This window comes from Dysosmobacter sp. (assembly GCF_052306735.1).
Lineage (GTDB): Bacteria > Bacillota > Clostridia > Oscillospirales > Oscillospiraceae > Oscillibacter.
Genome location: NZ_DAWBAJ010000001.1, coordinates 58280 through 80339, shown reverse-complemented (window position 1 = coordinate 80339; position 22060 = coordinate 58280). Strand labels below are relative to the sequence as shown.

General features: G+C 59.2%; 22 protein-coding genes and 2 tRNA genes. 6 read left to right on the top strand and 18 right to left on the bottom strand.

Annotation, left to right across the window (positions count from 1 at the left end):
• Nucleotides 1-29: 29 nt before the first annotated feature.
• Nucleotides 30-3446: a pyruvate carboxylase gene (locus ACT67G_RS00420; RefSeq protein ID WP_443662608.1), complete on the bottom strand. Its 3417-nt coding sequence runs from the start codon at nucleotides 3444-3446 to the stop codon at nucleotides 30-32.
• Nucleotides 3447-3755: 309 nt separating this feature from the next.
• Nucleotides 3756-4646: a LysR family transcriptional regulator gene (locus ACT67G_RS00415; RefSeq protein ID WP_443662607.1), complete on the bottom strand. Its 891-nt coding sequence runs from the start codon at nucleotides 4644-4646 to the stop codon at nucleotides 3756-3758.
• Nucleotides 4647-4810: 164 nt separating this feature from the next.
• Here ACT67G_RS00415 and ACT67G_RS00410 point away from each other — a divergent pair, with 164 nt between their 5' ends.
• The 3 genes from ACT67G_RS00410 to ACT67G_RS00400 are packed head-to-tail and all read left to right on the top strand — an operon-like array spanning nucleotide 4811 to nucleotide 8918.
• The gene (locus ACT67G_RS00410; protein ID WP_443662606.1) at nucleotides 4811-5281 is read left to right on the top strand and encodes a MarR family winged helix-turn-helix transcriptional regulator; all 471 of its coding nucleotides are present in this window, start codon (nucleotides 4811-4813) and stop codon (nucleotides 5279-5281) included.
• Nucleotides 5278-7017: an ABC transporter ATP-binding protein gene (locus tag ACT67G_RS00405; protein ID WP_325245037.1), complete on the top strand. Its 1740-nt coding sequence runs from the start codon at nucleotides 5278-5280 to the stop codon at nucleotides 7015-7017. Before ACT67G_RS00410 ends, ACT67G_RS00405 begins: the two co-directional genes overlap by 4 nt.
• A 17-nt stretch (nucleotides 7018-7034) precedes the next feature.
• Nucleotides 7035-8918, top strand: a complete 1884-nt coding sequence (locus ACT67G_RS00400; protein WP_325245039.1) for an ABC transporter ATP-binding protein — start codon at nucleotides 7035-7037, stop codon at nucleotides 8916-8918.
• A 62-nt stretch (nucleotides 8919-8980) separates the two neighbouring features.
• Here ACT67G_RS00400 and phnE read toward each other — a convergent pair whose 3' ends face one another.
• The 13 genes from phnE to ACT67G_RS00335 all read right to left on the bottom strand — a co-directional run bounded on the left by phnE (nucleotide 8981) and on the right by ACT67G_RS00335 (nucleotide 18035).
• Nucleotides 8981-10513 (bottom strand): phosphonate ABC transporter, permease protein PhnE, encoded by a 1533-nt coding sequence (gene phnE / locus ACT67G_RS00395; protein WP_443662605.1) that lies wholly within the window; start codon nucleotides 10511-10513, stop codon nucleotides 8981-8983.
• The gene (locus ACT67G_RS00390; protein ID WP_443662604.1) at nucleotides 10510-11259 is read right to left on the bottom strand and encodes a phosphonate ABC transporter ATP-binding protein; all 750 of its coding nucleotides are present in this window, start codon (nucleotides 11257-11259) and stop codon (nucleotides 10510-10512) included. Before ACT67G_RS00390 ends, phnE begins: the two co-directional genes overlap by 4 nt.
• A gap of 22 nt (nucleotides 11260-11281) precedes the next feature.
• The gene (locus tag ACT67G_RS00385) at nucleotides 11282-12340 is read right to left on the bottom strand and encodes a phosphate/phosphite/phosphonate ABC transporter substrate-binding protein (protein ID WP_443662603.1); all 1059 of its coding nucleotides are present in this window, start codon (nucleotides 12338-12340) and stop codon (nucleotides 11282-11284) included.
• Nucleotides 12341-13318: 978 nt separating this feature from the next.
• A complete protein-coding gene (locus tag ACT67G_RS00380; protein ID WP_443662602.1) occupies nucleotides 13319-13780 on the bottom strand; it encodes a hypothetical protein in 462 nt (153 codons plus the stop codon).
• 1076 nt (nucleotides 13781-14856) lie between these two features.
• On the bottom strand, nucleotides 14857-15081 hold the full coding sequence (locus ACT67G_RS00375; RefSeq protein WP_443662601.1) for a cysteine-rich KTR domain-containing protein: 225 nt from the start codon (nucleotides 15079-15081) through the stop codon (nucleotides 14857-14859).
• Between the two features lie 150 nt (nucleotides 15082-15231).
• A complete protein-coding gene (locus ACT67G_RS00370) occupies nucleotides 15232-16017 on the bottom strand; it encodes a rolling circle replication-associated protein (protein WP_443662600.1) in 786 nt (261 codons plus the stop codon).
• Between the two features lie 152 nt (nucleotides 16018-16169).
• Nucleotides 16170-16298, bottom strand: a complete 129-nt coding sequence (locus ACT67G_RS00365; protein ID WP_022289822.1) for a hypothetical protein — start codon at nucleotides 16296-16298, stop codon at nucleotides 16170-16172.
• Nucleotides 16295-16531, bottom strand: a complete 237-nt coding sequence (locus ACT67G_RS00360) for a hypothetical protein (RefSeq protein ID WP_443662599.1) — start codon at nucleotides 16529-16531, stop codon at nucleotides 16295-16297. The genes ACT67G_RS00365 and ACT67G_RS00360 overlap by 4 nt, the downstream gene beginning before the upstream one ends.
• A complete protein-coding gene (locus tag ACT67G_RS00355) occupies nucleotides 16528-16725 on the bottom strand; it encodes a hypothetical protein (RefSeq protein ID WP_326215448.1) in 198 nt (65 codons plus the stop codon). Before ACT67G_RS00355 ends, ACT67G_RS00360 begins: the two co-directional genes overlap by 4 nt.
• On the bottom strand, nucleotides 16722-16913 hold the full coding sequence (locus ACT67G_RS00350; RefSeq protein ID WP_022289819.1) for a hypothetical protein: 192 nt from the start codon (nucleotides 16911-16913) through the stop codon (nucleotides 16722-16724). The genes ACT67G_RS00355 and ACT67G_RS00350 overlap by 4 nt, the downstream gene beginning before the upstream one ends.
• A complete protein-coding gene (locus tag ACT67G_RS00345) occupies nucleotides 16910-17395 on the bottom strand; it encodes a hypothetical protein (protein ID WP_443662598.1) in 486 nt (161 codons plus the stop codon). Before ACT67G_RS00345 ends, ACT67G_RS00350 begins: the two co-directional genes overlap by 4 nt.
• Before the next feature lie 197 nt (nucleotides 17396-17592).
• The gene (locus tag ACT67G_RS00340) at nucleotides 17593-17781 is read right to left on the bottom strand and encodes a helix-turn-helix domain-containing protein (protein ID WP_443662597.1); all 189 of its coding nucleotides are present in this window, start codon (nucleotides 17779-17781) and stop codon (nucleotides 17593-17595) included.
• 17 nt (nucleotides 17782-17798) lie between these two features.
• A complete protein-coding gene (locus ACT67G_RS00335; RefSeq protein WP_297710255.1) occupies nucleotides 17799-18035 on the bottom strand; it encodes a helix-turn-helix transcriptional regulator in 237 nt (78 codons plus the stop codon).
• Between the two features lie 119 nt (nucleotides 18036-18154).
• Here ACT67G_RS00335 and ACT67G_RS00330 point away from each other — a divergent pair, with 119 nt between their 5' ends.
• Together ACT67G_RS00330 and ACT67G_RS00325 are read left to right on the top strand one after the other, a co-directional pair.
• Nucleotides 18155-18694: a helix-turn-helix domain-containing protein gene (locus tag ACT67G_RS00330; RefSeq protein WP_443662596.1), complete on the top strand. Its 540-nt coding sequence runs from the start codon at nucleotides 18155-18157 to the stop codon at nucleotides 18692-18694.
• A gap of 125 nt (nucleotides 18695-18819) precedes the next feature.
• Complete coding sequence (locus ACT67G_RS00325; protein WP_443662595.1) at nucleotides 18820-20013, top strand: tyrosine-type recombinase/integrase; 1194 nt, start codon at nucleotides 18820-18822, stop codon at nucleotides 20011-20013.
• A gap of 403 nt (nucleotides 20014-20416) precedes the next feature.
• Here the strand turns inward: ACT67G_RS00325 and ACT67G_RS00320 are convergent, their stop codons facing one another.
• Nucleotides 20417-20644 (bottom strand): ABC transporter ATP-binding protein, encoded by a 228-nt coding sequence (locus ACT67G_RS00320; RefSeq protein ID WP_443662594.1) that lies wholly within the window; start codon nucleotides 20642-20644, stop codon nucleotides 20417-20419.
• A 334-nt stretch (nucleotides 20645-20978) separates the two neighbouring features.
• Here ACT67G_RS00320 and ACT67G_RS00315 point away from each other — a divergent pair, with 334 nt between their 5' ends.
• The gene (locus tag ACT67G_RS00315; protein WP_022289811.1) at nucleotides 20979-21248 is read left to right on the top strand and encodes a hypothetical protein; all 270 of its coding nucleotides are present in this window, start codon (nucleotides 20979-20981) and stop codon (nucleotides 21246-21248) included.
• Between the two features lie 381 nt (nucleotides 21249-21629).
• Here ACT67G_RS00315 and ACT67G_RS00310 read toward each other — a convergent pair.
• Nucleotides 21630-21705 (bottom strand) — tRNA-Met (locus ACT67G_RS00310).
• Nucleotides 21706-21718: 13 nt separating this feature from the next.
• Nucleotides 21719-21805, bottom strand: a tRNA-Leu gene (locus tag ACT67G_RS00305).
• Nucleotides 21806-22060 lie beyond the last annotated feature (255 nt).

Sequence of the window (22060 nt, the reverse complement as noted above, 5' to 3'; positions counted from 1 at the left end):
CGTGGGCTCCTTTATAATTTGGTGCGGTTTTACTTGATGGTCAGAAGGAGCTGGCCGCCCTTAACGGTATCGCCCTCGCTTACCAGGACGCTTTCCACCGTGCCGGACATCCGGGCGGTGATGGCGGTCTCCATCTTCATGGCCTCGATGGTGACAATGGTCTGGTTCTTCTCCACAGTGTCGCCCACTTTTACGCTGATCTTGCTGACAGCGCCGGGGATGGAGGCACCCACTTGGCTCTTGTCCTCGGGATCCGCCATGGGAACCTGGACCACATTCTTCTGGGCCTCCTCGTCAGGCACCTGGACGTCACGGCGGATGCCGTTGAGCTCAAAGCTGACGGTGCGCATGCCGTCCTTGTCCACCTCGCCCAGGCCCAGGTACTTGATGACCAGGGTCTTGCCGTCGGCGATGTTGACCTTGTTGGTCTCACCGATTGCCAGGCCGTGGAAGAAGACGTGGCTGCCCAGACGGGTGATATAGCCGTACTCCTTGCGGTTTTTGACGAAGTTCTCCACCACCTTGGGATACAGGCAGTAGGAGAGCACCGCCCGCCAGGTGGGATCGGGATCGAAGGAGTGCATCTCCCGCTTCTTTTCCTCAAAATCCACTGCCGGCAGCAGCTCGCCGGGACGGCAGGTAATGGGCTCCTTGCCCTTGAGGACTACCCGCTGGAGATCCTTGGGGAAGCCGCCGGCAGGCTGGCCCATCATGCCGGAGAAGTAGCTGACGGCGCTGTCCGGGAAGGCCAGGCCCTCGCCCTTTTCCACAATGGTCTCGGGCGTCAGGTTGTTCTGGGTCATGAAGATGGCCAGGTCGCCCACCATCTTGGAGGAGGGGGTCACCTTCACGATATCGCCCAGCATTTCGTTGACCTTGCGGTAGTTTTCCTTGACTTCCATGAACCGGCTGCCCAGGCCCAGGGATTCCACCTGGGGACGCAGGTTGGTGTACTGGCCGCCGGGGATCTCATAGCGGTAGATATCCGCGTTGTTGCAGGTGAGGCCGCCCTCGAAGGAGTCGTAGCGCTTGCGCACGTCCTCCCAGTAGTCGGTGAGCAGCTGCAGGCGCTCCAGATCCATGCCGGTATCCCGCTCAGTGCCCTGGAGAGCCGCCACCACGGCATTGAGAGAGGGCTGGCTGGTCATGCCCGCCATGGAGGAAATGGCGCAGTCTACCACGTCCACGCCGGCCTCCGCCGCCAGCAGCAGCGCCGCCACCTGGTTGCCGGAGGTATCGTGGGTGTGGAGCTGGATGGGAATGCCGATCTCCTGCTTGAGGGTGGAGACCAGCTTCTTGGCGGCATAGGGCTTCAGGATGCCGGACATGTCCTTGATGGCCAGCATGTGGGCGCCCCGCTTCTCCAGTTCCTTGGCGAGGTTTACATAATATTCAAGGGGATACTTGTCCCGCTTGGGATCCAGGATATCGCCGGTGTAGCAGATGGTGGCCTGGCAGATCTTGTTCTGCTTGAGGACTTCGTCCATGGCCACTTCCATGCCGGGGATCCAGTTGAGGGAGTCGAAGACGCGGAACACGTCGATGCCGCTGCGGGCGGCCTCCTTGATGAACTCCCGGATGACATTGTCGGGATAGTTGGTGTAGCCCACGGCGTTGGCGCCCCGGAGGAGCATCTGCAGCAGGAGGTTGGGGGCCTTTTCCCGGATCATGTCCAGCCGCTCCCAGGGGGACTCGTGGAGGAAGCGGTAAGCCACGTCGAAGGTGGCGCCGCCCCAGCACTCCAGAGAGAAAGCGTCGGCGAGGATCTCGCTGGTGCCCTCCATGCCCTTGACGATGTCACGGGTGCGGACGCGGGTGGCAAGCAGGGACTGGTGGGCATCCCGGCAGGTGGTGTCGCAGATGAGAAGCTTTTTCTGCTCCTTCACCCAGTCCGCCACAGCCTTGGGGCCCTTGGCGTCCAGCATCTGCTTGAGGCCGTCGGGCCGGTTGCCGGAGAAAGGCGGGAAGCGGCACTCGTCATAGAGCTTGTGTTCGCCCTGCTCCTTGACCACGATGTTGCCGATATACTTGAGCATCTTGGTGGCCCGGTCCTGGCTCTCGTCCAGCTGGAACAGCTCCGGGGTCTCGTCGATGAACTTGGTGTGGCACTTGCCGGCGATGAAGGCCGGGTGCTTGAGGATGTTGGTAATGAAGGAGATGTTGGTCTTGACGCCGCGGACGTGGACCTCGTTGATGGCACGGGCGGCCTTGCGGCAAACGCCGGGGAAGGTGTTGTCCCAGGTGGTGATCTTCACCAGCAGGGAGTCGTAGTAGGGGGAGATGACGGCGCCGGTGTAGGCGTTGCCGCCGTCCAGCCGGATGCCGAAGCCGCCGGCGGAGCGGTAAGCGGTGATCTTGCCGGTGTCGGGGGCGAAGTTGTTGGCGGGATCCTCGGTGGTGACGCGGCACTGGATGGCGTATCCGTTCAGATGCAGGGACTCCTGATTGGGGATGCCGATGTCGGGATCGCTGAGGGGACGGCCCTGGGCGATGAGGATCTGGGAGCGCACCAGGTCGATGCCGGTGACCATCTCGGTGACGGTGTGCTCCACCTGGATGCGGGGATTCATCTCAATGAAGTAGTGATGGCCTTCCTTGTCCACCAGAAATTCCAGGGTACCGGCGTTGACATAGCCCACGTACTTGGCGATCTTCACGGCATCGGCATACAGGGCTTCCCGCACCTCCTGGGGAACGGAGAAGGCGGGGGTGAACTCCACCACCTTCTGATAGCGCCGCTGGAGAGAGCAGTCTCGCTCAAAGAGGTGCACCACGTTGCCGTACTCGTCGCCCAGCACCTGGACTTCAATGTGCTTGGGCTCCACCAGGAACTTCTCCATGAAGATGTCGTCGTTGCCGAAGGCCTTCTTGGCCTCGGCCTTCACCAGGTCGAAGTTGACGCCCACTTCCTCCACGGTGTCGCAGCGGCGCATGCCCCGGCCGCCGCCGCCGGCGGCAGCCTTCAAAATCACAGGGAAGCCGAATTCCATAGCCAGCTTCTGGGCGGCCTCCCGGCTCTGGAGGGGTTCCGTGGTGCCGGGGGTGGTGGGGACGCCGCAGGCCACCGCTATCTGCTTGGCGGAGAGCTTGTCACCCATCAGATCCAGAATCTTGGAGGAGGGACCGATGAACTTGATGCCCGCTTCCTCACAGGCCCGGGCAAAGTCCCCGTTCTCGCTGAGGAAGCCATAGCCGGGGTGGATGGCGTCCGCACCATGCTTTTTGGCCAGGGCGATGATCCGGGGGATGTCCAGATAGGCACCCAGGGGGCTGATGTTCTTGCCGATCAGGTAGGACTCATCGGCCGCAGTGCGGAAGAGACTGTAGGTATCTTCGTTGGAGTAGATGGCAATGGTCTGCAGTCCCAGGTCATGGCAGGCCCGGAAGATGCGCATGGCGATCTCACCGCGGTTGGCAACCAGGACCTTTTTGAATGTTTGGCTCACAGGTGGTTCCTCCTTCTTTTGATGACGGATATCCGGACGGACAGGAGTGCCGCACGGTTCCTTTTTTCCCTTTAATTATGATTGAGTATACTCCTTTTCCGCAGGCGCATGCAACGAAATCCCGCGCCGGCTGCATAAATTCGGAGAAGCCTCCAGTTTCCTTACGTAAATTTACTTCGGCCTTTGTGGATTTCATCCACAAAAATGTCTTTTCAGAGCGGTCAAATGTCCGAGAGCGAAAAGACAGTTGGGCTTTTTGCACAGGGGATCGGTTCCGTTTTCCCGGCGGATCTGAGAAACTGCCGGAGGTCACGGCTGGTCGGGAAGGGAGGCGCTTTCCTGCAGGATGCCAAGAAATTCGTTCAAAACCGGAATGGCCCCCCCGGTGCGGTATACGGCCCGGAAAGAGAGCGGGGCAAACTCCGGCAGGGGGATATAGCACAGGTCCGGCAGCCGGGTGTGAGGCAGATCCGCCAGTACCGCATAGGCGTATCCGGACTGGAGCAGCGGCAATATGATCTCCAGATTATCGCAAAAGTAGATGCCGCTGGTCTCCCGGCCGCCTACGATGGAGCTTTGGATCTGCAGCAGGGGAGCCGGGCAGATCCGGGGGCGGCAGACGGCCATGGGGCCGATCTTCTGCAGCTGGGCGGCGGTGAGGGAGCTGCTGCCGGCCAGGGGATGATCCCAGCTGCACACGCATACGGCGCCGCAGGTGAGTATCTCCCGGCAGCGGATCTTGGGAATGGAGATCTCCTGAAAGGAGAACATAACGTGCACATCCCCCTCCACCAGCAGGTTTTCCAGGGAGTCGAAGGGGATCAGGCGCAGCACCGGCAGCACCTCGGGACACCGCGCCCGCAGCAGCCGCAGGGCAGGAGCCAGAAACCGGAGTTCCAGCGTGTTGCGGCAGCCGATCACCAGCCGCCGGGGCAGGGACTGCTGCGCCTCCTTCATCCGGGACTTGGACAGCTGGGTCAGCTTCAGGATTTCCCCGGCGTAGTGCATGAACTGGCTGCCCTCCGGTGTCAGACGCACGTTTTTGCTGGAGCGCAGAAACAGCTTCACCCCCAGCTCGTCCTCCAGGGTGTTGATCTGATGGCTGACGGCAGGCTGGGTGATGCGCAGATGCTCCGCTGCCCGGGAAAAGTTCAGGTAATTGGCCACTTCCATAAAACATTCCAGCTGTGTGGTATTCAAAAGGATGCACCTCCATGCCGGAAGCACCGGCGTATTATGCGAACAATCAATAAAAGTTATTTATAGAATATAGCATATTTGAATTTCACACGCAATGGGCTTTGTGCTATAAAAACGTAGGGATGAAATTATTTACCCCTTAACCAATGAAAAGAGGCGAAATCATGGAGAAGATCGACCGGGGGCGGATGGTCCGGAACAACCGGCAGATCTGTATTCAGATGGAGCTGCTGGCGAACAGCTTTATGGCGGAGGCGGAGCTCACGGCCGTACAGGCCCACATCCTGCAGTATGTCTTCCGCCACTGTGACCGTGGGACGTCCCTGACGGAGATCCACCGGGACTTCGGCTGTTCCATGGCTGCTCTGTCGGGCATGGTCAAGCGCCTGCGGGAAAAGGGCTATATCCGGGTGGAGTGCTGCGCCCGGGATGACCGGTGCAAGCTGCTGTTTCCCACGGAAAAGGGCCGGCAGATCCAGCCCTTCCTGGATGAGACCACCCGCAAGATCCAGCAGCAGCTCTATGGCTGCCTTTCCCTCCAGGAGCTGGATCTGCTCAACCGCCTGCAGAACAAGCTGCTGGACAATCTTTCCCAACTTACCCAAACAAAATCCAAGGAGGTATCGAACCCATGAAAACTGTGCTGCGGCAGCTGGGCCGCTTCAAGCGGGACGCGCTTTTGTGCATCGGCATGACCACCATGGAAGTGCTGATGGACATTCTGCTGCCCTTTATTACCGCCATCATCATCGATGACGGTCTGGAAACCGGAGACCTCTCCGTGGTGTACCGCTACGGTGCCGTCATGGTGGTCATTGCGTTTTTGGGATTGTTTTTCGCCGCCGGCGCCGGACGCTTCGCCGCCAGCGCTTCGTCCGGCCTGGCAGCCAATCTCCGCAAGGCCATCTACGCCAATATCCAGACCTTCTCCTTCTCCAACATCGATAAGTTCAGCGTGCCGGGCCTGGTGACCCGGATGACCACCGATATCACCAATGTGCAGAATGCCTTCATGATGGTGATCCGTGTGGCGGTACGTTCGCCCCTGACGCTGATCTTCAGCTATGCCATGTGCCTGATCATCAGCCCCAAGCTGAGCCTGACGTTCCTCATTGCCGTGGTGTTTTTGATCGTGGTATTGGGGTCCATCATGGTGGTGACCCTGAAGATCTTCAACGAGGTCTTCCGCAAGTATGATGACCTCAACGCCAGCGTCCAGGAAAACATCTCCGCCATCCGGGTGGTGAAGGCTTTCGTCCGGGAGGACTATGAGAACAGCAAGTTCGCCAAGGCCTCCGCCAACCTCTACCGCCTGTTTGTCAAGGCCGAGGGCCTGCTGGCCTTCAACAACCCCGCCATGATGACCGCTGTGTACTTCTGCATTATCATGATCTCCTGGCTGGGCGCCCATTACATTGTGGGGGGCACCATGTCCACCGGCGATCTCACCAGCCTCTTCAGCTACATCATGGGCCTTTTGATGAGTCTGATGATGCTCTCCATGGTCATCGTCATGATCTCTATGTCCATGGCCAGCATCCGCCGGATCAGCGAGGTGCTCAATGAGACCCCCGACCTCCACGACCCGGAAAAGCCTGTTATGGAAGTGGCCGACGGCTCCATCGACTTCGACCATGTGACCTTCTCCTACCAGCACGGCAGCGGCAAAAGCGTCCTCTCCGACATCGACCTGCACATCCGCTCCGGCGAGACCATCGGCATCATCGGCGGCACCGGCTCCGGCAAGAGCAGTCTGGTGAACCTCATCTGCCGGCTCTATGACGTGGACTCCGGCTCCGTGAAGGTGGGCGGCCTGGACGTGCGGGCGTATGACATGGAGGCATTGCGCAACCAGGTCTCCGTGGTGCTCCAGAAGAACACGCTGTTCTCCGGCACCATTCTGGATAACCTGCGCTGGGGCAATCCCGACGCCACGGAGGAAGAGTGCGTCGCCGCCTGTCAGGCGGCCTGTGCCGACGAGTTCATCGACCGCCTGCCTGACGGCTACCACACCTACATTGAGCGGGGCGGCGCAAACGTCTCCGGCGGCCAAAAGCAGCGTCTTTGCATCGCCCGGGCCCTGCTGAAAAAGCCCAAGGTGCTGATCCTGGACGACTCCACCTCCGCGGTGGATACCGCCACCGACGCCAAGATCCGCGCGGCCTTTGCCAAGCGTATCCCCGGCACCACCAAGATCATCATTGCCCAGCGGATCTCCAGCGTGGAGCAGGCCGACCGGGTTCTGGTTCTGGATGACGGCCGTGTGGATGGCTTCGATACGCCGGAACACCTGCTGGAGACCAACGCCATCTATCGGGAGATCTATGATTCCCAGATCCAGGGCGGCGGCGACTTCGACCAGCCCGCGTGAGAGGAGGATGTGACACCATGAAACCCCAAGAACAAAAAGCAAGCCCCACCGCGGTGCTTAAGCGGGTCCTGGGCTATATGCTGCACGATTATAAGTTCCCATTCATTCTGGTGGTGGCGTGCATCCTGATCTCCGCCATCGCCAACGTCATGGGCGCCACCTTCCCCCAGACCCTGGTGGATGACTACATCGTGCCCATGATCAACTCCGGCTCCACCGATTTTGGCGGCCTGGGCCGGGCCATTTTGCAGCTGGTTGCTGTGTTGGTGCTGGGTGTTGCGGCGTCCTATGCCTATAACCGCATCATGGTCTCCGTGGGACAGGGCACCATGCGCAACCTGCGAAACGACCTGTTCCGGCGGATGGAATCCCTGCCCATCAAGTATTTCGACACCCACGCCCACGGCGACATCATGTCCGTCTACACCAACGACGTGGACACCCTGCGCCAGCTCCTGGGCCAGAGCATTCCCCAGATCATCAATTCCGCCATCACCATGGCCGCCACCCTGGTAACCATGCTGCTGCTCAACCCGGCGCTTACCGTGATCTCCATCCTCACCGCCTGTGTCATGCTGCTGGTAACCAAAAATTTCTCCAGGCTTTCTGCCAAATACTATGTTCAGCAGCAGCGGAACCTGGGCATTGTGGACGGCTTCATCGAGGAGATGCTGGACGGTCAAAAAGTGGTGAAGGTCTTCTGCCATGAGCAGGCCGCCATGGCGGACTTCAACAAGGTCAACGAGGACTTGCGGCAAAGCGCCGATATGGCCAACCGCTACGCCAACCTCCTGATGCCCGTCAACGCCAACATCGGCTGGCTCAGCTACGCCCTGGTGGCCATCGTAGGCGCCATCCTGGGTATCAACGATATGGCCGGCGTGACATTGGGTACCGTCATCACCTTCCTGAGCCTCAACAAGAGCTTCACCCAGCCCATCACCCAGGTGAGCATGCAGGTGAACTTCGTGGTCAATGCCGCCGCCGGTGCCCAGCGGGTCTTCGACCTGATGGACCAGCAGCCGGAGACAGACGAGGGCTATGTGGAACTGGTGAACGCCCGGGAGAAGGCCGACGGCCAGATGGAAGAGTCTGCTCAGCGCACCAATGTCTGGGCCTGGAAGCAGCCCAAGGACGACGGCACCGCTGCCTACACCAAGCTGGAGGGCAGCGTCACCCTGGATGGTGTGGACTTCGGCTATGACGAGAATAAGCTGGTGCTCCACGACATCAGCCTCTGGGCAAAGCCCGGCCAAAAGATCGCCTTCGTAGGCGCCACCGGCGCCGGCAAGACCACCATCACCAACCTCATCAATCGTTTCTACGACATTGCCGACGGCAAGATCCGCTATGACGGCATCAACATCAACAAGATCAAAAAGCCGGACCTGCGGCGGTCCATGGGCATCGTGCTCCAGGATACCCACCTCTTTACCGGCACTGTGATGGAGAACATCCGCTACGGCAATCTGGACGCCACCGACGAAGAGTGCGTGGCGGCGGCCCAGCTGGCCAATGCCGACGGCTTCATCCGCCGGCTGCCCGACGGGTATGACACCATGCTCACCGGGGACGGCGCCAACCTCTCCCAGGGCCAGCGGCAGCTGATCGCCATTGCCCGGGCCGCCGTGGCGGATCCCCCGGTGCTGATTCTGGATGAGGCCACCAGCTCCATCGATACCCGGACGGAAAAGCTGGTGCAGGACGGTATGGACGCCCTGATGACCGGCCGCACCACCTTCGTCATCGCCCACCGCCTCTCCACCGTGCGCAACGCCGACTGCATCATGGTCATGGAGCAGGGCCGCATCATCGAGCGGGGCACCCATGACGAGCTGATCGAGAAGAAGGGCAAGTACTACCAGCTCTACACCGGAAACTTCGCCGAAGAGACGGCGTGAAACGGATTTGAAACGGCAAACACAAGAGCCGCTCCCGAAACCTTCGGGAGCGGCTCTTGCTGTTAGTCTGCCCGGCGCCTGCAGGCGGTGGAGATCAGATCCACCAGCCAGGCAAGGAGGATCATGCCCAGGGCCAGGGTGCTCACCTGGTTCCAGGCGTATTGGTTCATGGCAAAGATCAGCGGCGCACCGATGCCGCCGGCTCCCGCCAGCCCCAGCACCGATGCTTCCCGGATGTTGACGTCGAACCGGTAGAGGGTGGCGGAGAAGAGCTGTGGGGAGAGCTGTGGCAGCACGCCGTGGCGGATGCGGGGAAGCCGGGTCACGCCCATGGCCTCCAGAGCCAGGCAGGGACGCAGATCCAGCGCGTCGATGGCCTCCGAGAACCGTTTGCATAGAAGGCCCACGCTGCACACCGCCAGCGTCAGCACACCGGTAAAGGAGCCGGGGCCGCAGACCCGGATGAAGATCAGGCCGTAGATCAAAAAGGGGACGGAGCGGATGGCGGCCACCAGAGTACGGAACAGCCAGGCCACCGGGGCGGGGAAGAAACGCCCGCTGCCCAGGAAGGCCAGGGGAATGGCAAGGACCACGCCCACGCAGGTTCCCACCAGGGCGATAGCCGCCGTCTCCAGCAGCAGATAGGCAAGGCCGCTGCTGTCCGTTTGAAAGAAAAGGCCCCAGTCCGGGTGGAGGATACCGGTCAGCAGAGCCCGCACCATCCGGAGGCTGGTACGGGAGAGATCCGGCGGCGGCAGCGTCAGGGTACACAGGAGGAACAGCCCCCCTGCCGCTCCGGCCAGTGCCCACCGGCCTGTCCGGCCCAGGGTTACCTCCTGCTGCACCAGGCGGGTCAGCAGGGTGCTGAGGGCCTCCATGAGATAGACCGTGACAAAGAGCAGCAGCAAAATCATGCCCACTTTGCCATACTCCCGCCAGGAGACCTTTTCGTTGAGCAGCAGGCCAATGCCCCCGGCCCCCACATAGCCCAGAATGGCGCTGTGGCGCACGTTGCCCTCCAGCAGATAGAGGGCGTTGGTGAGGTAGGAAGGGGCGATTTCCGGGAAAATAGACCGGGAAAAAGCACGGACGGAGGTGGCGCCCATGGCCCGCAGAGCCGTGTAGGGCCCCAGAGGTGCGTGTTCCATGTCCTCGTAGGTGAGGCGGGTCATGATGGCAAAGGTGTAGACGGTGATGGCGGCGGTGCCCGCAAAGGCGCCGATGCCCAGGAAGAAGGTGGCCAACAGAGCCAGGATCAGTGCCGGAAAGGATCGGAGGACTTGAATGCAGAACCGCAGGAGCTTTTTTACCGCCCGGGGGCCCGGCAGGGGAGCGGCGCAGACCATGGCGGCCGGGACGGAGAGCACAGCGCCCAGCACTGTCCCGGTGACGGACATCTGGACGGTGATCCAGAGGAGGGGCAGAACTTTTCCGGCAAAGCTCCACTCCGGGGGAAACATCTCCCGGGCAATGTCCGTCAGGTGGCCCCGCCGGGACCACAGCAACGTGAGGTCGCATCCGGTGAACCAGGCAGCCGCCAGAAACAGCGCCCCAAAGGCGGCCACCGTCAGCGGGCGGGGAATGTGTCGTCTCATGGGGACACTCCTGTTCCGCCGTAGATCTCCCGCAGGACATCCTCCGTCACCGCTCCGGGCGTGCCGTCAAAGACCACCCGGCCCCGGCTGATACCGATGATGTGGTCGGAAAATTCCAAAGACAGCTCCAGATTGTGGCTGTTCATGAGGATGCTGACACCCCGGCTGAGCTGGATCTGCCGCAGCAGCTCCAGGATCTGCCGCCCGGTGACGGGATCCAGAGAGGCCACCGGCTCATCTGCCAGCAGCACTGCCGGATCCCGCATCAGGGCCCGGGCGATGGCCACCCGCTGCTTCTGCCCGCCGGAGAGCCGCTTCACCGGCTCCGAGAGCTTGTCCTCCAGCCCCACCTCCCGCAGAATCCCGGCGGCTTTTTCCGTCCGCGCCCGGCCGAAGAGCCCCAGGAGGGCGGCCCCCAGGGACATCTCCGGCAGGCACGCGTTCAGGACATTTTGCAGGGAGGAGGTGTTTTCCACCAGACAGAAATCCTGATAGATGGTGCCGATGGTCCGCTGTACCGCCCGCTTGTCCCGGCCCCGGGCAGCTTCAAAGTGGGTGCCTTTGTAGAGGATCTCACCGCCGCCGCAGACTTCCGTGCCGTTGAGGATCCGGAAGAGGGTGGTCTTGCCAGCTCCGGAGGGCCCGATGACGGAGAGAAACTCCCCGTCCCCCAGGGTGAAGCTCACATCCCGCAGGACTTGGCCGGAGCGGGGAAATTCTTTTTGGATATGCAGGACTTGCAGCATGGTCAACCTCCCGGCAGAGCGGTTACTGCTCCATGGATTTGAGGAGAGCCTGGGCATCCCGCTCCCCGTCGTAGTCAGAGTCGCTGCCCCAGGTGTAGCCCACCTGGCTGAAGACGCTGAAGATGGCCTGGCCCTCTTCCGTCTCGGCCAGCTCGATGAAGGATTCGCCCACGGCCTTGCGGAAGTCCTCGTCCTCCATGGTCTCGGAGGTCTTGCTGTAGGCGATCATGTCATTGTAGATGCCCTCTGTGACGCCGATGACGCCGGTTTGCTCCACCATGGGGGCGGTGCCGCCGAAGTCGGATTCCCAGATGGGGGCGTTTTTGATACGGATGTGGCCGTAGGAGACCATCACATCCACCTGTCCCGCGGCCAGGCGGGCAACGGAGGTGGTGTGGGAGTCACACTCCACCACGTTGTCCAGGTCGCTGATGCCCTTGCCGTAGTGCTCCTGGAGCCACAGGCAGGGATAGATGTAGCCGGAGGCGGAGGTGGGGTTCAGCACCGCCCAGGTGGCACTGTTGAGATCCTCCCAGGTGAGTTCCTGGCCGCCGTTGACCTTGGCGATAAGCTCCTGGCCCTTTTCCGTGGGGCCGGCCAGCAGAATGCAGCGGTAGTAGGTGCTCATCTCATCGGTGTTTTCCTCAATGGTGCCGTCATTCCAGTCGGCGGGGTTTTCGGAGTCCTTGTTGATGCCGTAGCGCAGGGCGGTGAGCAGCACGTCGCAGTCGTCGGAGAAGAGCACGTAGTTGCCGCCGGAGATAAAGCCCAGATCCGCGCTGCCGGCACTGAGTGCCTCGCCCACGGCGGTGTAGCTGGTGCCCACGGTCATGTCGATCTCGCCCACGTCATAGCCCTTTTCCAGCAGCTTTTCCTTCAGCAGGTCTTCCAGGGGCTGGGTGGACTCGGAGATCATGTCGGCGTCGGCGTAAGGGGAGAAGGCAATCTTCAGGGAGGGGATCTCCTGGACGCCGTCGGAGGATGTGTCGTCCGACGCGGTTTCGCCGGAGCCGCCGCAGCCGCTCATCAGGCCGCAGCACAGTGCCAGAGTCAACAGGAGTGCGGGGAGTTTCTTTTTCATAGGGGTACCTCCATTCAATTTGTCCGCGCAAAAGAAAAAGGTATGTGCATCAGCACATACCCTGCCATGACTTTCACGCAGATGCTGATGTCCCTGTCATACATGAAAAACAGGGTACGGTCGGTCCTTCCTGGGACCCTCTCAGCCTGGAACACAGGCTCCCTCGCAATCTGGTTCTTGTCATCCATATTCTGAGCGTGGCGCCAGGGAGCTCCCCCTTTCGCCGCATTCCTTAAACCGAAAGGAGTATAGCACACCCTATGAAAAACCGCAAGGCCTTCGTTCCAAAATCTCCCTGTTTTTGCGGATGGGGTTCTCCGGCCCAATGGGATAGCTGGTATTTTCCGTGCGTTCCAGGTCTCTGTCCTGCTATAGCTGCTTGTCCAGCAGCGCATACAGCTATTGCTCCGGCGCCTCCCATTCGGTGGTTGAATTGTTCATGGTTTTGACGTGAAGAGAAAAGCGATCGTAACGGGAACGGTTATTCTTGTTCTCATAGCCGCTTGGGGTGGATTTCGCATATACCTCCACATAAACAGAATTCAGCGAACATCCATCAGGGAGTATGCGCTTTCTGCGGGGCCCTGGGCAGAACAGTCCATTTGGGAATCTGCTGATGGACAAATGTCACATTTGCCGTTTGATTCCTGATCCCTGCGTTCCTCTTTACGAAACACCACAAGGGCTGGAAGAGAATTTGGACAAGGACATGGAGTGTCATAGCGCAAAGCATGATATAAAAAAATAGGAGTCAAGTCTTTGCCAGTCTCATACGACTGTTGGGAACTTGACTCCTATTTGTCTGGTTGCGGAGACAGGACTCGAATTGACTAGCCGCTTTTTCTGGTGTGTTCTGTCTCTCCCGTTGTTCCCTGTTTTCAACCGTTCCATGGTATTGTGTGGATTTTTCAATTTTCAGTCTGGAACGGCTTAAAGGGAAAAAATAAGGGGAAATTTTGGGGGCTGTCCCGCCCCTCATTATCCCGTTTTGCTGGGCGGAACTTCACACGGTACCTTTCTTGACGATCCCCACAGAGGCCGCGAGGTTTTGCGCTGCATGACGGGGCGGTTTGAGAGGGCGGACAGGACATCATCCAGCGTGTGCGCATCCAGGTGTGTAACCGATGCAGGCCCACAGACCCAGTTTGACGCCATGCGTTCGCACTCTGCTGCAGCAACGTCTATAAAAACATAGTGCGCCATGGCCGGGGCCTCCGGCGTCCCGTAGTCATGCCCCACAATGAACTTGAAATTCCCGCCGTTTGATATTCTGGCGCGGTCAAGCCATGCTTTCCAGTTTCGGATTACAAACAGATCCGTTATACGATCCGGGTTTGCATATTGCAGGGTAATGAGGTTTCCGCCAAGGAAGTTATGCGCGATCACCGCGCCCATCCTTTCATCTGCCGTACGTTGATACCACTTGTTCCAATAGCTCATAGTCCCTCCTGGCATTGAAAGTAACCGGCCCGGCGGCGGGATGCCCCTGCGGTCTCCCTGGTGGCTCCTGGGGCCTGCTGCGGCCTCCTGGCAGGGGGGAGGACAGACAAAACGGCCCGGCGGCGGAGGCACCTGTGGTCTCCCTGGTGGCTCCTGGGGCCTGCTGCGGCCCCCTGGCAGGGGGTAGGGCAGACAGAACGGGCCCGGCGGCGGTGGCCTCTACGGTCTCCCTGGTGGCTCCTGGGGCCTGCTGCGGCTTCCTGATAGAGGGGAGGGCAGACAGAACCGGCCCGGCGGCGGGAGGCACCTGCGGTCTCCCTGGCAGCTCCTGGGGCCTGCTGCGGCTTCCTGATAGAGGGTAGGGCAGACAGAACGGGCCCGGCGGCGGAGGTACCTGCGGTCTCCCCTGTGGCTCCTGGGGTCTGCTGCGGCCTCCTGGCAGGGAACAGGACAGACGGCCCGGCCCGGCGTTGGAAGCGTAGAATCCTGATGGGGGAATTTTTTTCGCATTCGAGGGGGCCTGCGGTCTTGCATACCCATGCCCGAAACTTTACCAGGCTGGGGGGCGGGGCAAGGAACCACCCGCCCACATGCGCAGCTGCGCCCACGCAAGCACCTGCGTGCGTACGTAGCTTCCTGTGAAAAACGCCGTTTATTTATCGCCATTTTTGGCCGCCTATTGTGCTGGGCAATGCTGGCGTTTTTAAACTTTCCCGTGGGGAAAAAGTCACGCATGAATGGTGGCATGCGGTCTTGCGTGGACTGTTCAGAACTTCCCCGCCCTGGGGGAGGGCTGCAAGGAAGCCACGCACCCGCAGGCGCGAGCGCCCATGCGCCCAAGCGTCCCGGCTGCCGTGCCTGCTCCGCTGTGAAATTTGCCCTCGTTTTATGCGCGGTTTGAACGCTGCTTACGCAGGCGCGGCGTTTGCGGGCGCGTCCTGCGGGCGTGATTCCCTGCGGCCTGCCGGTTACCCCCTCCGGCGCCCTCTCCCGCCGTCGGAAAAGGTTCTGCCCCCGGTCCTGGGCCCAGCTGTGCTGCCGCCATCCAGGCAGGGGGGGATGATCCGCAGGCCCTGTTAACCCGCTGCGGCGTTGATTTCCCGCAGGGTTATACGGTCCGGGCTGGTTCCCGGCTGAATATCCACCACGAACTCACGCTTACACCTGCGGCAGAACAGGGCCACGCCTGCCCCTGTGGTCTCCGGGTATAGCCGCATGAGCCGTTTTGCCTTGCAGGTAGGGCAGGAAATAAACACGCCCAAGGGCGTGGAAAAGCATGGGACAATGGCTGTTTTGGTCATGAAAGCCGCTCCTTTCTGGTGTGGGCCGTCTCGCGCGTGCGTCTCGCGCGTGCGCCTCGCGCGAAAATCGCCCCGTGTGCTTTCATGTTACCGGGCGGTTGAGCTGCTTTCAAGAGGTCCCGGGCCTTTTCTCTGGTCCTGTTCCTAAAGTTATATCTGATTACAAGCAAGTAAAAAGGCGTCTCCATAGCCTTTTTCCAACTCACTGCGCTCCGGGATCTGGCCGCCGCCCTGCCTCTGGCGTGGCAGCCGGTACTTGATATAGCAGTAGCTTCCAAACTCCGTTACACGCTCTTCCCGCTCGATGATGTGGCAGCCAACGGGAACGGCAAGCATGGTGTCATTGGGTACATAGCAGGACTTCACCACAGGCTTTTCCAGATTCCGGCTGCCGGTCCACATCTGCGCCCCCACGGGCCGCCCTGTGACGCTCTCCTTGGTCATGTAGAGTGCCCAGGTCTCATAATCCCGCTGGCCGATATACTCCATGTCGATCACGTCCGCATAGGGCCACAGGCTTCGGATAACCTCTATATCTGCCCCCGTGGCACTGATAACCAGATGATGGTGCAAACGGGCTTCCCCGTGCTTTTCTTCGGTGGTGTATATGTATTTGAGGACCTGGCCCCGGGCTTTCCGATGCTGCCGCAGGGCTTTGATAAAGGCCCGCAGCAGCTTCACCGCCGCCGCCCGGCTGCTCGGTAGATCTGCGTCACGGTATGTCAGGGTAACGAACAGGTCCCGCCCGGTGAAGTTTGCCGCCAGCAGCATTTCCAGCCGTCCACGGGCGGTCTTGTCGTTCATGGCCTTTTGGGCGGCGGAGGTCATTTTGGACTTTTCCGCCCTGGCCCGCTTCCCGTCCTGCGGCTCCGGCGCTGTGTAAATGATAGTCTTGACGATGGGACCGGCTATGATGGTCTTTTTCCGCTTTGCCATTCTTGCCCCTCCTGGCTGCCCATGTGTTCCCGCCCCTCTGGCGGTGCGTTTTTTTCTGTTGGGTGCAACAGGCTCCACCGTATTCCACCCTATTCCAAATGCCCTAAAAACGGTTTTAGCGCCGCACTGCTGCGACGCTAAAGCCTTGGGTGTTATTCCTGCCCACCGGCGGCGGGCTTTTTGTGTTCGGTCTCCTGGATGATCTGCGCCAGTTTCAGAAAATCGCGGCGCTGCTTGTCCGTCAGCATGGCGGCAAGCCGTCTGGCCTGGGCTTCACTCATGTTGTACCCCCCGCCGCCGCCTCTGTGCCCCGTTTAAACCCATAAGCAATGGCGTTTAAAGCAAGCCATCCCATGTAATACCCGGCCTTGCAAGGAGCTTTCGGCGGCGGACACACGGCAGTTTCGGGGGCAGTTTCCAGGCGGTTCATAAGATCCTGAAGCATTTGCTCATAAGAAACCGAATTTTCGGGTAAAGAGGAAAGCGCAGTTTCGCTGATTTGCTGTGTATTCATGCTCCCGCCGCCTTTCTGCTGGGCTGTTCGTCCATCATGGGAATGTCCAGCACCGGGACAAAGCCGGTACCGCAGCGGATAGCGCCTTTCACAGGGAACCAATGGCCGCCCGTCTCTCCGTATGGCTGGCCGTTCATCATCACCACGCCGGGGATCTGGGCGGCGTCTACAAACTCTTTGCCCTGAAATTTCATGCGATACCCTCCTTCTTCATCGTGCACCCAGACATACGGATTCGGAGATTAACGTAAAAATCCCCGGTTTCCATACACTGGCTTCCGAATACCTCCATGGATGCAGCCGGGACAATTCCGCTCAGGCGGTCCCGGACGATTGCCGCCATTTTTGCGGCGTCCTCCCGCACGGTGTCTTGCTGTCTCATGCCTCCGGGCCTCCTTTCCTATCCTCCGCCGCCCAGGGCACGGTAAGCCCCAGGAGGGCCAGTATGCTGTTGAACTCTTCCTCAGGCAAATCGTTCATATCCTCCACGAAAAGCTGGGAAAAGACTTCAAAGGGCAGGTCTTTAAACTCCGGTTCGTCATCGTCGTTGCCCGCGACAAGAGACCTGTAAGCCTCCCCGCCCCGCAGGACGCCCAGGAAGTAAAAGGCCCGCATGGCCAGCAGGGCGCGGGCTTGCCCGCTGCGCAGGTGGATAGCGTCCGCCGCTATGGCCCGGGCTACATCTTCCGCGATTCCCCAAAAACCGCCCACCTTTTTTCCAATGTCGATCACCCACAAGAAGGCGTCACCCTCGCTGTACGGGGTATATTCCGACAGGCTAAGCAGGGCTTCGTCACTCAGGACATACGCGGGGCGCTGGAGATCCGCCGCCGGGGCGGCGGTGGTTTCGTTATGTAGCTTCATTGCTTGCAATCCTCCTCAAATTCTGCTAAGATAGGAGGCGGAAACAGGCTCGAAAAACTGTTCCGCCTTGCCGCTTCGGTGTTCCAGCACTGGGGCGGCTTTTTCTGTCTCTTCTTGGCAGCTGTCCCGCCTGCTGCATACCGCGCAGCACGGGGCGCAGCTGGCCGTGATGGGGTCAAACCGGCAGCAAATACCTATCATACCGCCGCCCCTTCTCCTGTGGCCTTCCGCCGGACCCACTCCCGCAGACCCTCCACGTAAATAACGGTACGGTTTCCCGCCTTGAACGCCGGGAAATCCTCCTGTCTGGTAAGTTGGTAAACTTTTTTGGGACACATGCCCAGCATCTCCGCCGCCTCTGTGACTGATACCGCAATTCGCTCCATGATCTTCTCCTTTCCGTTCATGTGTCCGAATCGGACACAATGTCACTGACTTGCACACCTAATCCTGCCGCCAGCTTTTGAACTGTTGTTTTTGAGCAGGATTTTCCACCCTTTACGGATGTGATAGTTACTCGAGACACACCGGCACGCTCCGCCAGACCTTTTACGTTCAAATCTGCTCGCGCAAGCTCTGCCGCAAATTTTACTCTGTCAATCCGCACGTCCTTTTCCCTCCCCTTTTCAAATTTTAGCATTTGCTTGTCTCTAAAATAAACCAATCAAACGATTGTGTCAAGAGAAAAAATTATCTTTTGCTTGTTTTTTTCTTTTGCTTGTGCTATCGTAAAAATATCTCTTAAAAGGAGGTGTTTTTTTGACAGTTGGTGAACGCATAAGAAATGCAAGAAAAAAAGCTGGCCTTACCCAAGCACAGCTAGGGGAAAAGCTCGGTGTATCTGGCTCGATGATAGGCCAGTATGAGAAAGATTTAAGAAAACCCAAAATTGAAACTATGGATAAAATAGCCACTGCATTGAACTGTTATGCTCATGATTTGTTTCCAAGAGATGCCACACATCTGGAGGTTCTCCGCATTCTAGATGACAGTAAAACTAAGAAAAATGCTATAGACTTAATATTATCTAACGGGGATGTCCCGGAAGAGATTAAAGAAACTATAAAAAACATGCAATTAGATGCCTCTCAAAAGAGAGCTATAACGGCATTGGCCTTTTTATCTGCTAGAGCGTGTAGTTATGATTGCTACAATGAAGATTCACAACTATCATCCTTAATTGATAGTTATAGTAGGCTAAATGACATTGGCCAGGCGGAAGCGCTACTTCGTATAAAAGAGATGTGTCAAATACCGAAATACCAACGTAAAGAATACAAACAGAATTCCGAAAAATAAAAAATGCCCGCCCAGGCTGGACCCCTGGACGGGCGGCATAGACAGACCCCACATGACAAATATAGGCCCTGTATGCCCTCTCATGATAGCATACCGGGCCGCAAAAGGAAAGGAGATTTTCCCGTATGGCCGGACGATCTGCAAAGGGAACGGGTACGATCCGAAAGAAAACCGTCACCCGTAACGGCAAGAAGTATGAATACTGGGAGGCCCGATACACGGAGGGAGCGGACCCCGGCACCGGCAAGCAGGTGCAGCGCTCCATCACCGGAAAGACCCAAAAAGAAGTTGCCCAGAAGCTCAAAGCTGCCACCGCCGCCATTGATAACGGCACCTATACGGCCCCCAACAAGCAGACCCTGGGGCAATGGCTGGACGCCTGGGCGGAAACCTACCTGGGCGGCGTCAAGCCCCGCACAGTGGATCTGTACAAGTCCTATATCCGGGTCTATATCAAGCCCGCCCTGGGCGCTGTGCGGCTGGAATCGCTGAATACCCACATGATCCAGTCCTTTTACAATGCCCTGGGCAAGCCTACAAAGGACCGCCCGGAGGGCCTTTCCCCCAAGACTGTCAAGAACATCCACGGCGTATTCCACAAAGCCCTGCAGCAGGCCGTTTTGATTGGCTACATCCGCTTCAACCCGGCAGGGGCCTGTACGCTGCCCCGCATCGAAAAGCGGGAGCTGACGCCCCTGGATGACGAACAGATTACGTCATTTCTGCGGGAGATCCAGGGCAGCCGCATGGAGGTGCTTTTCACTGTCACCCTCTTTACGGGGATGCGTGAGGGGGAAGTCATGGGCCTTATGTGGGACTGTGTGGACTTTGAGGCAGGCACCATCACCATCAACAAGCAGCTGCAGCGGCTGCGGGGCGGCGGTGGAGAATACCGCCTGACCTCCACCAAAAACGGCAAGAGCCGCACCATTACCCCCGCCGCCTCCGTCATGGCCCTCCTGAAGCGTCACAGGGCCGCCCAGGCTGCCCAGCGCCTGCGGGCCGGGAAGCTGTGGGAGGACTCCGGCCTGGTGTTTACGGATGATCTGGGCCACCATCTTGCCCAGGCGGCGGTTTACCGCAGCTTCAAGCAGGCTGCCGCCGCCATCGGACGCCCGGACGCCCGTTTTCACGATCTGCGGCACTCCTATGCCGTGGCCGCTATCCGGGCAGGGGATGACATCAAGACCGTGCAGGAGACGCTGGGACACGCCACAGCGGCCTTTACCCTGGATATTTACGCCCATGTTACCACGCAGATGCGGCAGGCCAGCGCCGCCCGGATGGATGCGTTTATCAAGACAGTTTCCGGCACATAAGAGAACCGGCCCCGGTGTCCGAATCGGACACAAGGGCCGGTTTTGCTGTGCTGCGTGAGGATCTGCCCAGGGCGCGGCGGCGGGGCGGTTCCGACGATCCGCCTTGCATTTTGGCGGCGGCTGTGGTATTCTCGTTTCGGCGCTGCACAACGGCAGGCGGTTGGTCACACCACCCGAAAGGGGGTGAGGCTATGCGGATTACGTTACATATCGGAGCCTTTACGGTTACGATCATCGTAAAAAGCAGAAACCGCCACCCTGGCCGGTGACGGTTTCTAAGGCTTTGCTTTAGGATCCTTCACATCCCGGGCTAACCGCTTGTCGCAGCGCCCTTTTCTATGTTCATTATAGGCCCCTCCGGGGCCGCTGTCAACCCCAGCCCTGGGCCTGCATGGCCTGGGGCTTATGCTTTACCCTCCTGGGGCGCTCCGGTGGCCTTGTCCCGCTCCATGGCCTCCATGATGGCCCGGTTGATAAAGGCGTTCACGCTCTCGCCCTGGGCCGCTGCGTGGGCCTGAATAACCTCCCGCCGCCCTTTCTGCATCGTAACATTGATGCGGTCATAGTGGGTTTTCACATATTTGTGAACGGCTTTCTGCTGTGCTTTGCTTACTTTCGTTTCCTCACCCATTGGCATTTCCTCCTTTGAGGGGGGCTGCCGTTTTAGTCGGCACCTCTTCCATTGTAGCTTTATTATACCTCATATTTCTATTCGTGTAAATATAAAACATGCACAGAAATATGCATGTAAATATATCTATTCTGCCACTTGATATATGCATGTAAATATAGTATATTATAATCACAGCAAGGGAACAGGGAGCTGCGACAGGCGGACCGGGAAAGAGCCGGATGACCTCTCTAAAATCTCCCCGTCCCACAAACGGGCGGGCTGCTTCGTGAAGGCCGGGGACGATCCGGAGAGCACCAAACCAGCCGCCGCAGGATATGAGGAGGAACACACCATGAGTATCAACGAACTGGAAGCCAAGGCGCGGGAGCTGCGCCAGCTGCAAGCCCTGATTGACGAGGCCCAGGCGGAGGCGGAAGCCCTGAAAGACGCCATCAAGGCCGCTATGGGGGACCGTGAGGCCATCCAGGCCGGGGAGTATAAGATCACCTGGAAAGCCGTCACCGCTTCCAGGGTTGACACGGTGGCCCTCCGCAAGGCCCTCCCGGACGTGGCGGAGCGCTTCACCCACACCACGACCACCCGCCGGTTTTGTGTGGCGTAAAGGATCACCGGCGGCGGAGGTACCCGCAAAATTTTGGGGGTACCCCTGCCGGAGCTGCCGCCGCCCTTGTGTCCGATTCGGACACCGGGGCCATATCCCCAGCAGGCCCACCGTTGTTGGATTTTCCGACAACGGTGGTTTCTTTATCCAGGAGCGCCGCGCACGTTCCCGGGGGTCTGGGTCTGCCGCCTGGGTGCTGGAAATCCGACAGCGCTGTCGGATTTGCCGCCGCCCTGGTGTCCCGGGCAGCTCACCGCCGGGGAGGCTGCACCCCCTGAAAATCTCCCTTAAAAACCTGTAAAGGGAAAAATAAAGGGAAAACACCTGCCAGAATCACATAAAAAGAACCTTGAAACCGTTGCGGCTTCAAGGTTCTTTGTCTGGTTGCGGAGACAGGACTCGAACCTGCGACCTCCGGGTTATGAGCCCGACGAGCTACCAACTGCTCTACTCCGCGATATCTCATTTTGTGGTGCCGGTGACCGGACTCGAACCGGTACAGTATCGCTACCGGGGGATTTTAAGTCCCCTGTGTCTACCAATTCCACCACACCGGCAGCTGTCGGCAACAATTAGAATATCATATGGAAGGTGGAATGTCAAGCCTTGATTCAAAAAAAGCAAAAAACTTTTGATACCCGGCAGAGGAGTTGCCCTGTTCCGTGCAATTTCCCGGCATCGGGCGCATATACTGACAAAAGACCGTTTTGCAAAGGAGGAAATACCTATGAAGACCCTATATGTCGGCAGTGATGTAGATGACCTGATCTTTCAGGACAACTGGCTGGTCAGTGACCGATAACGATTCCGGG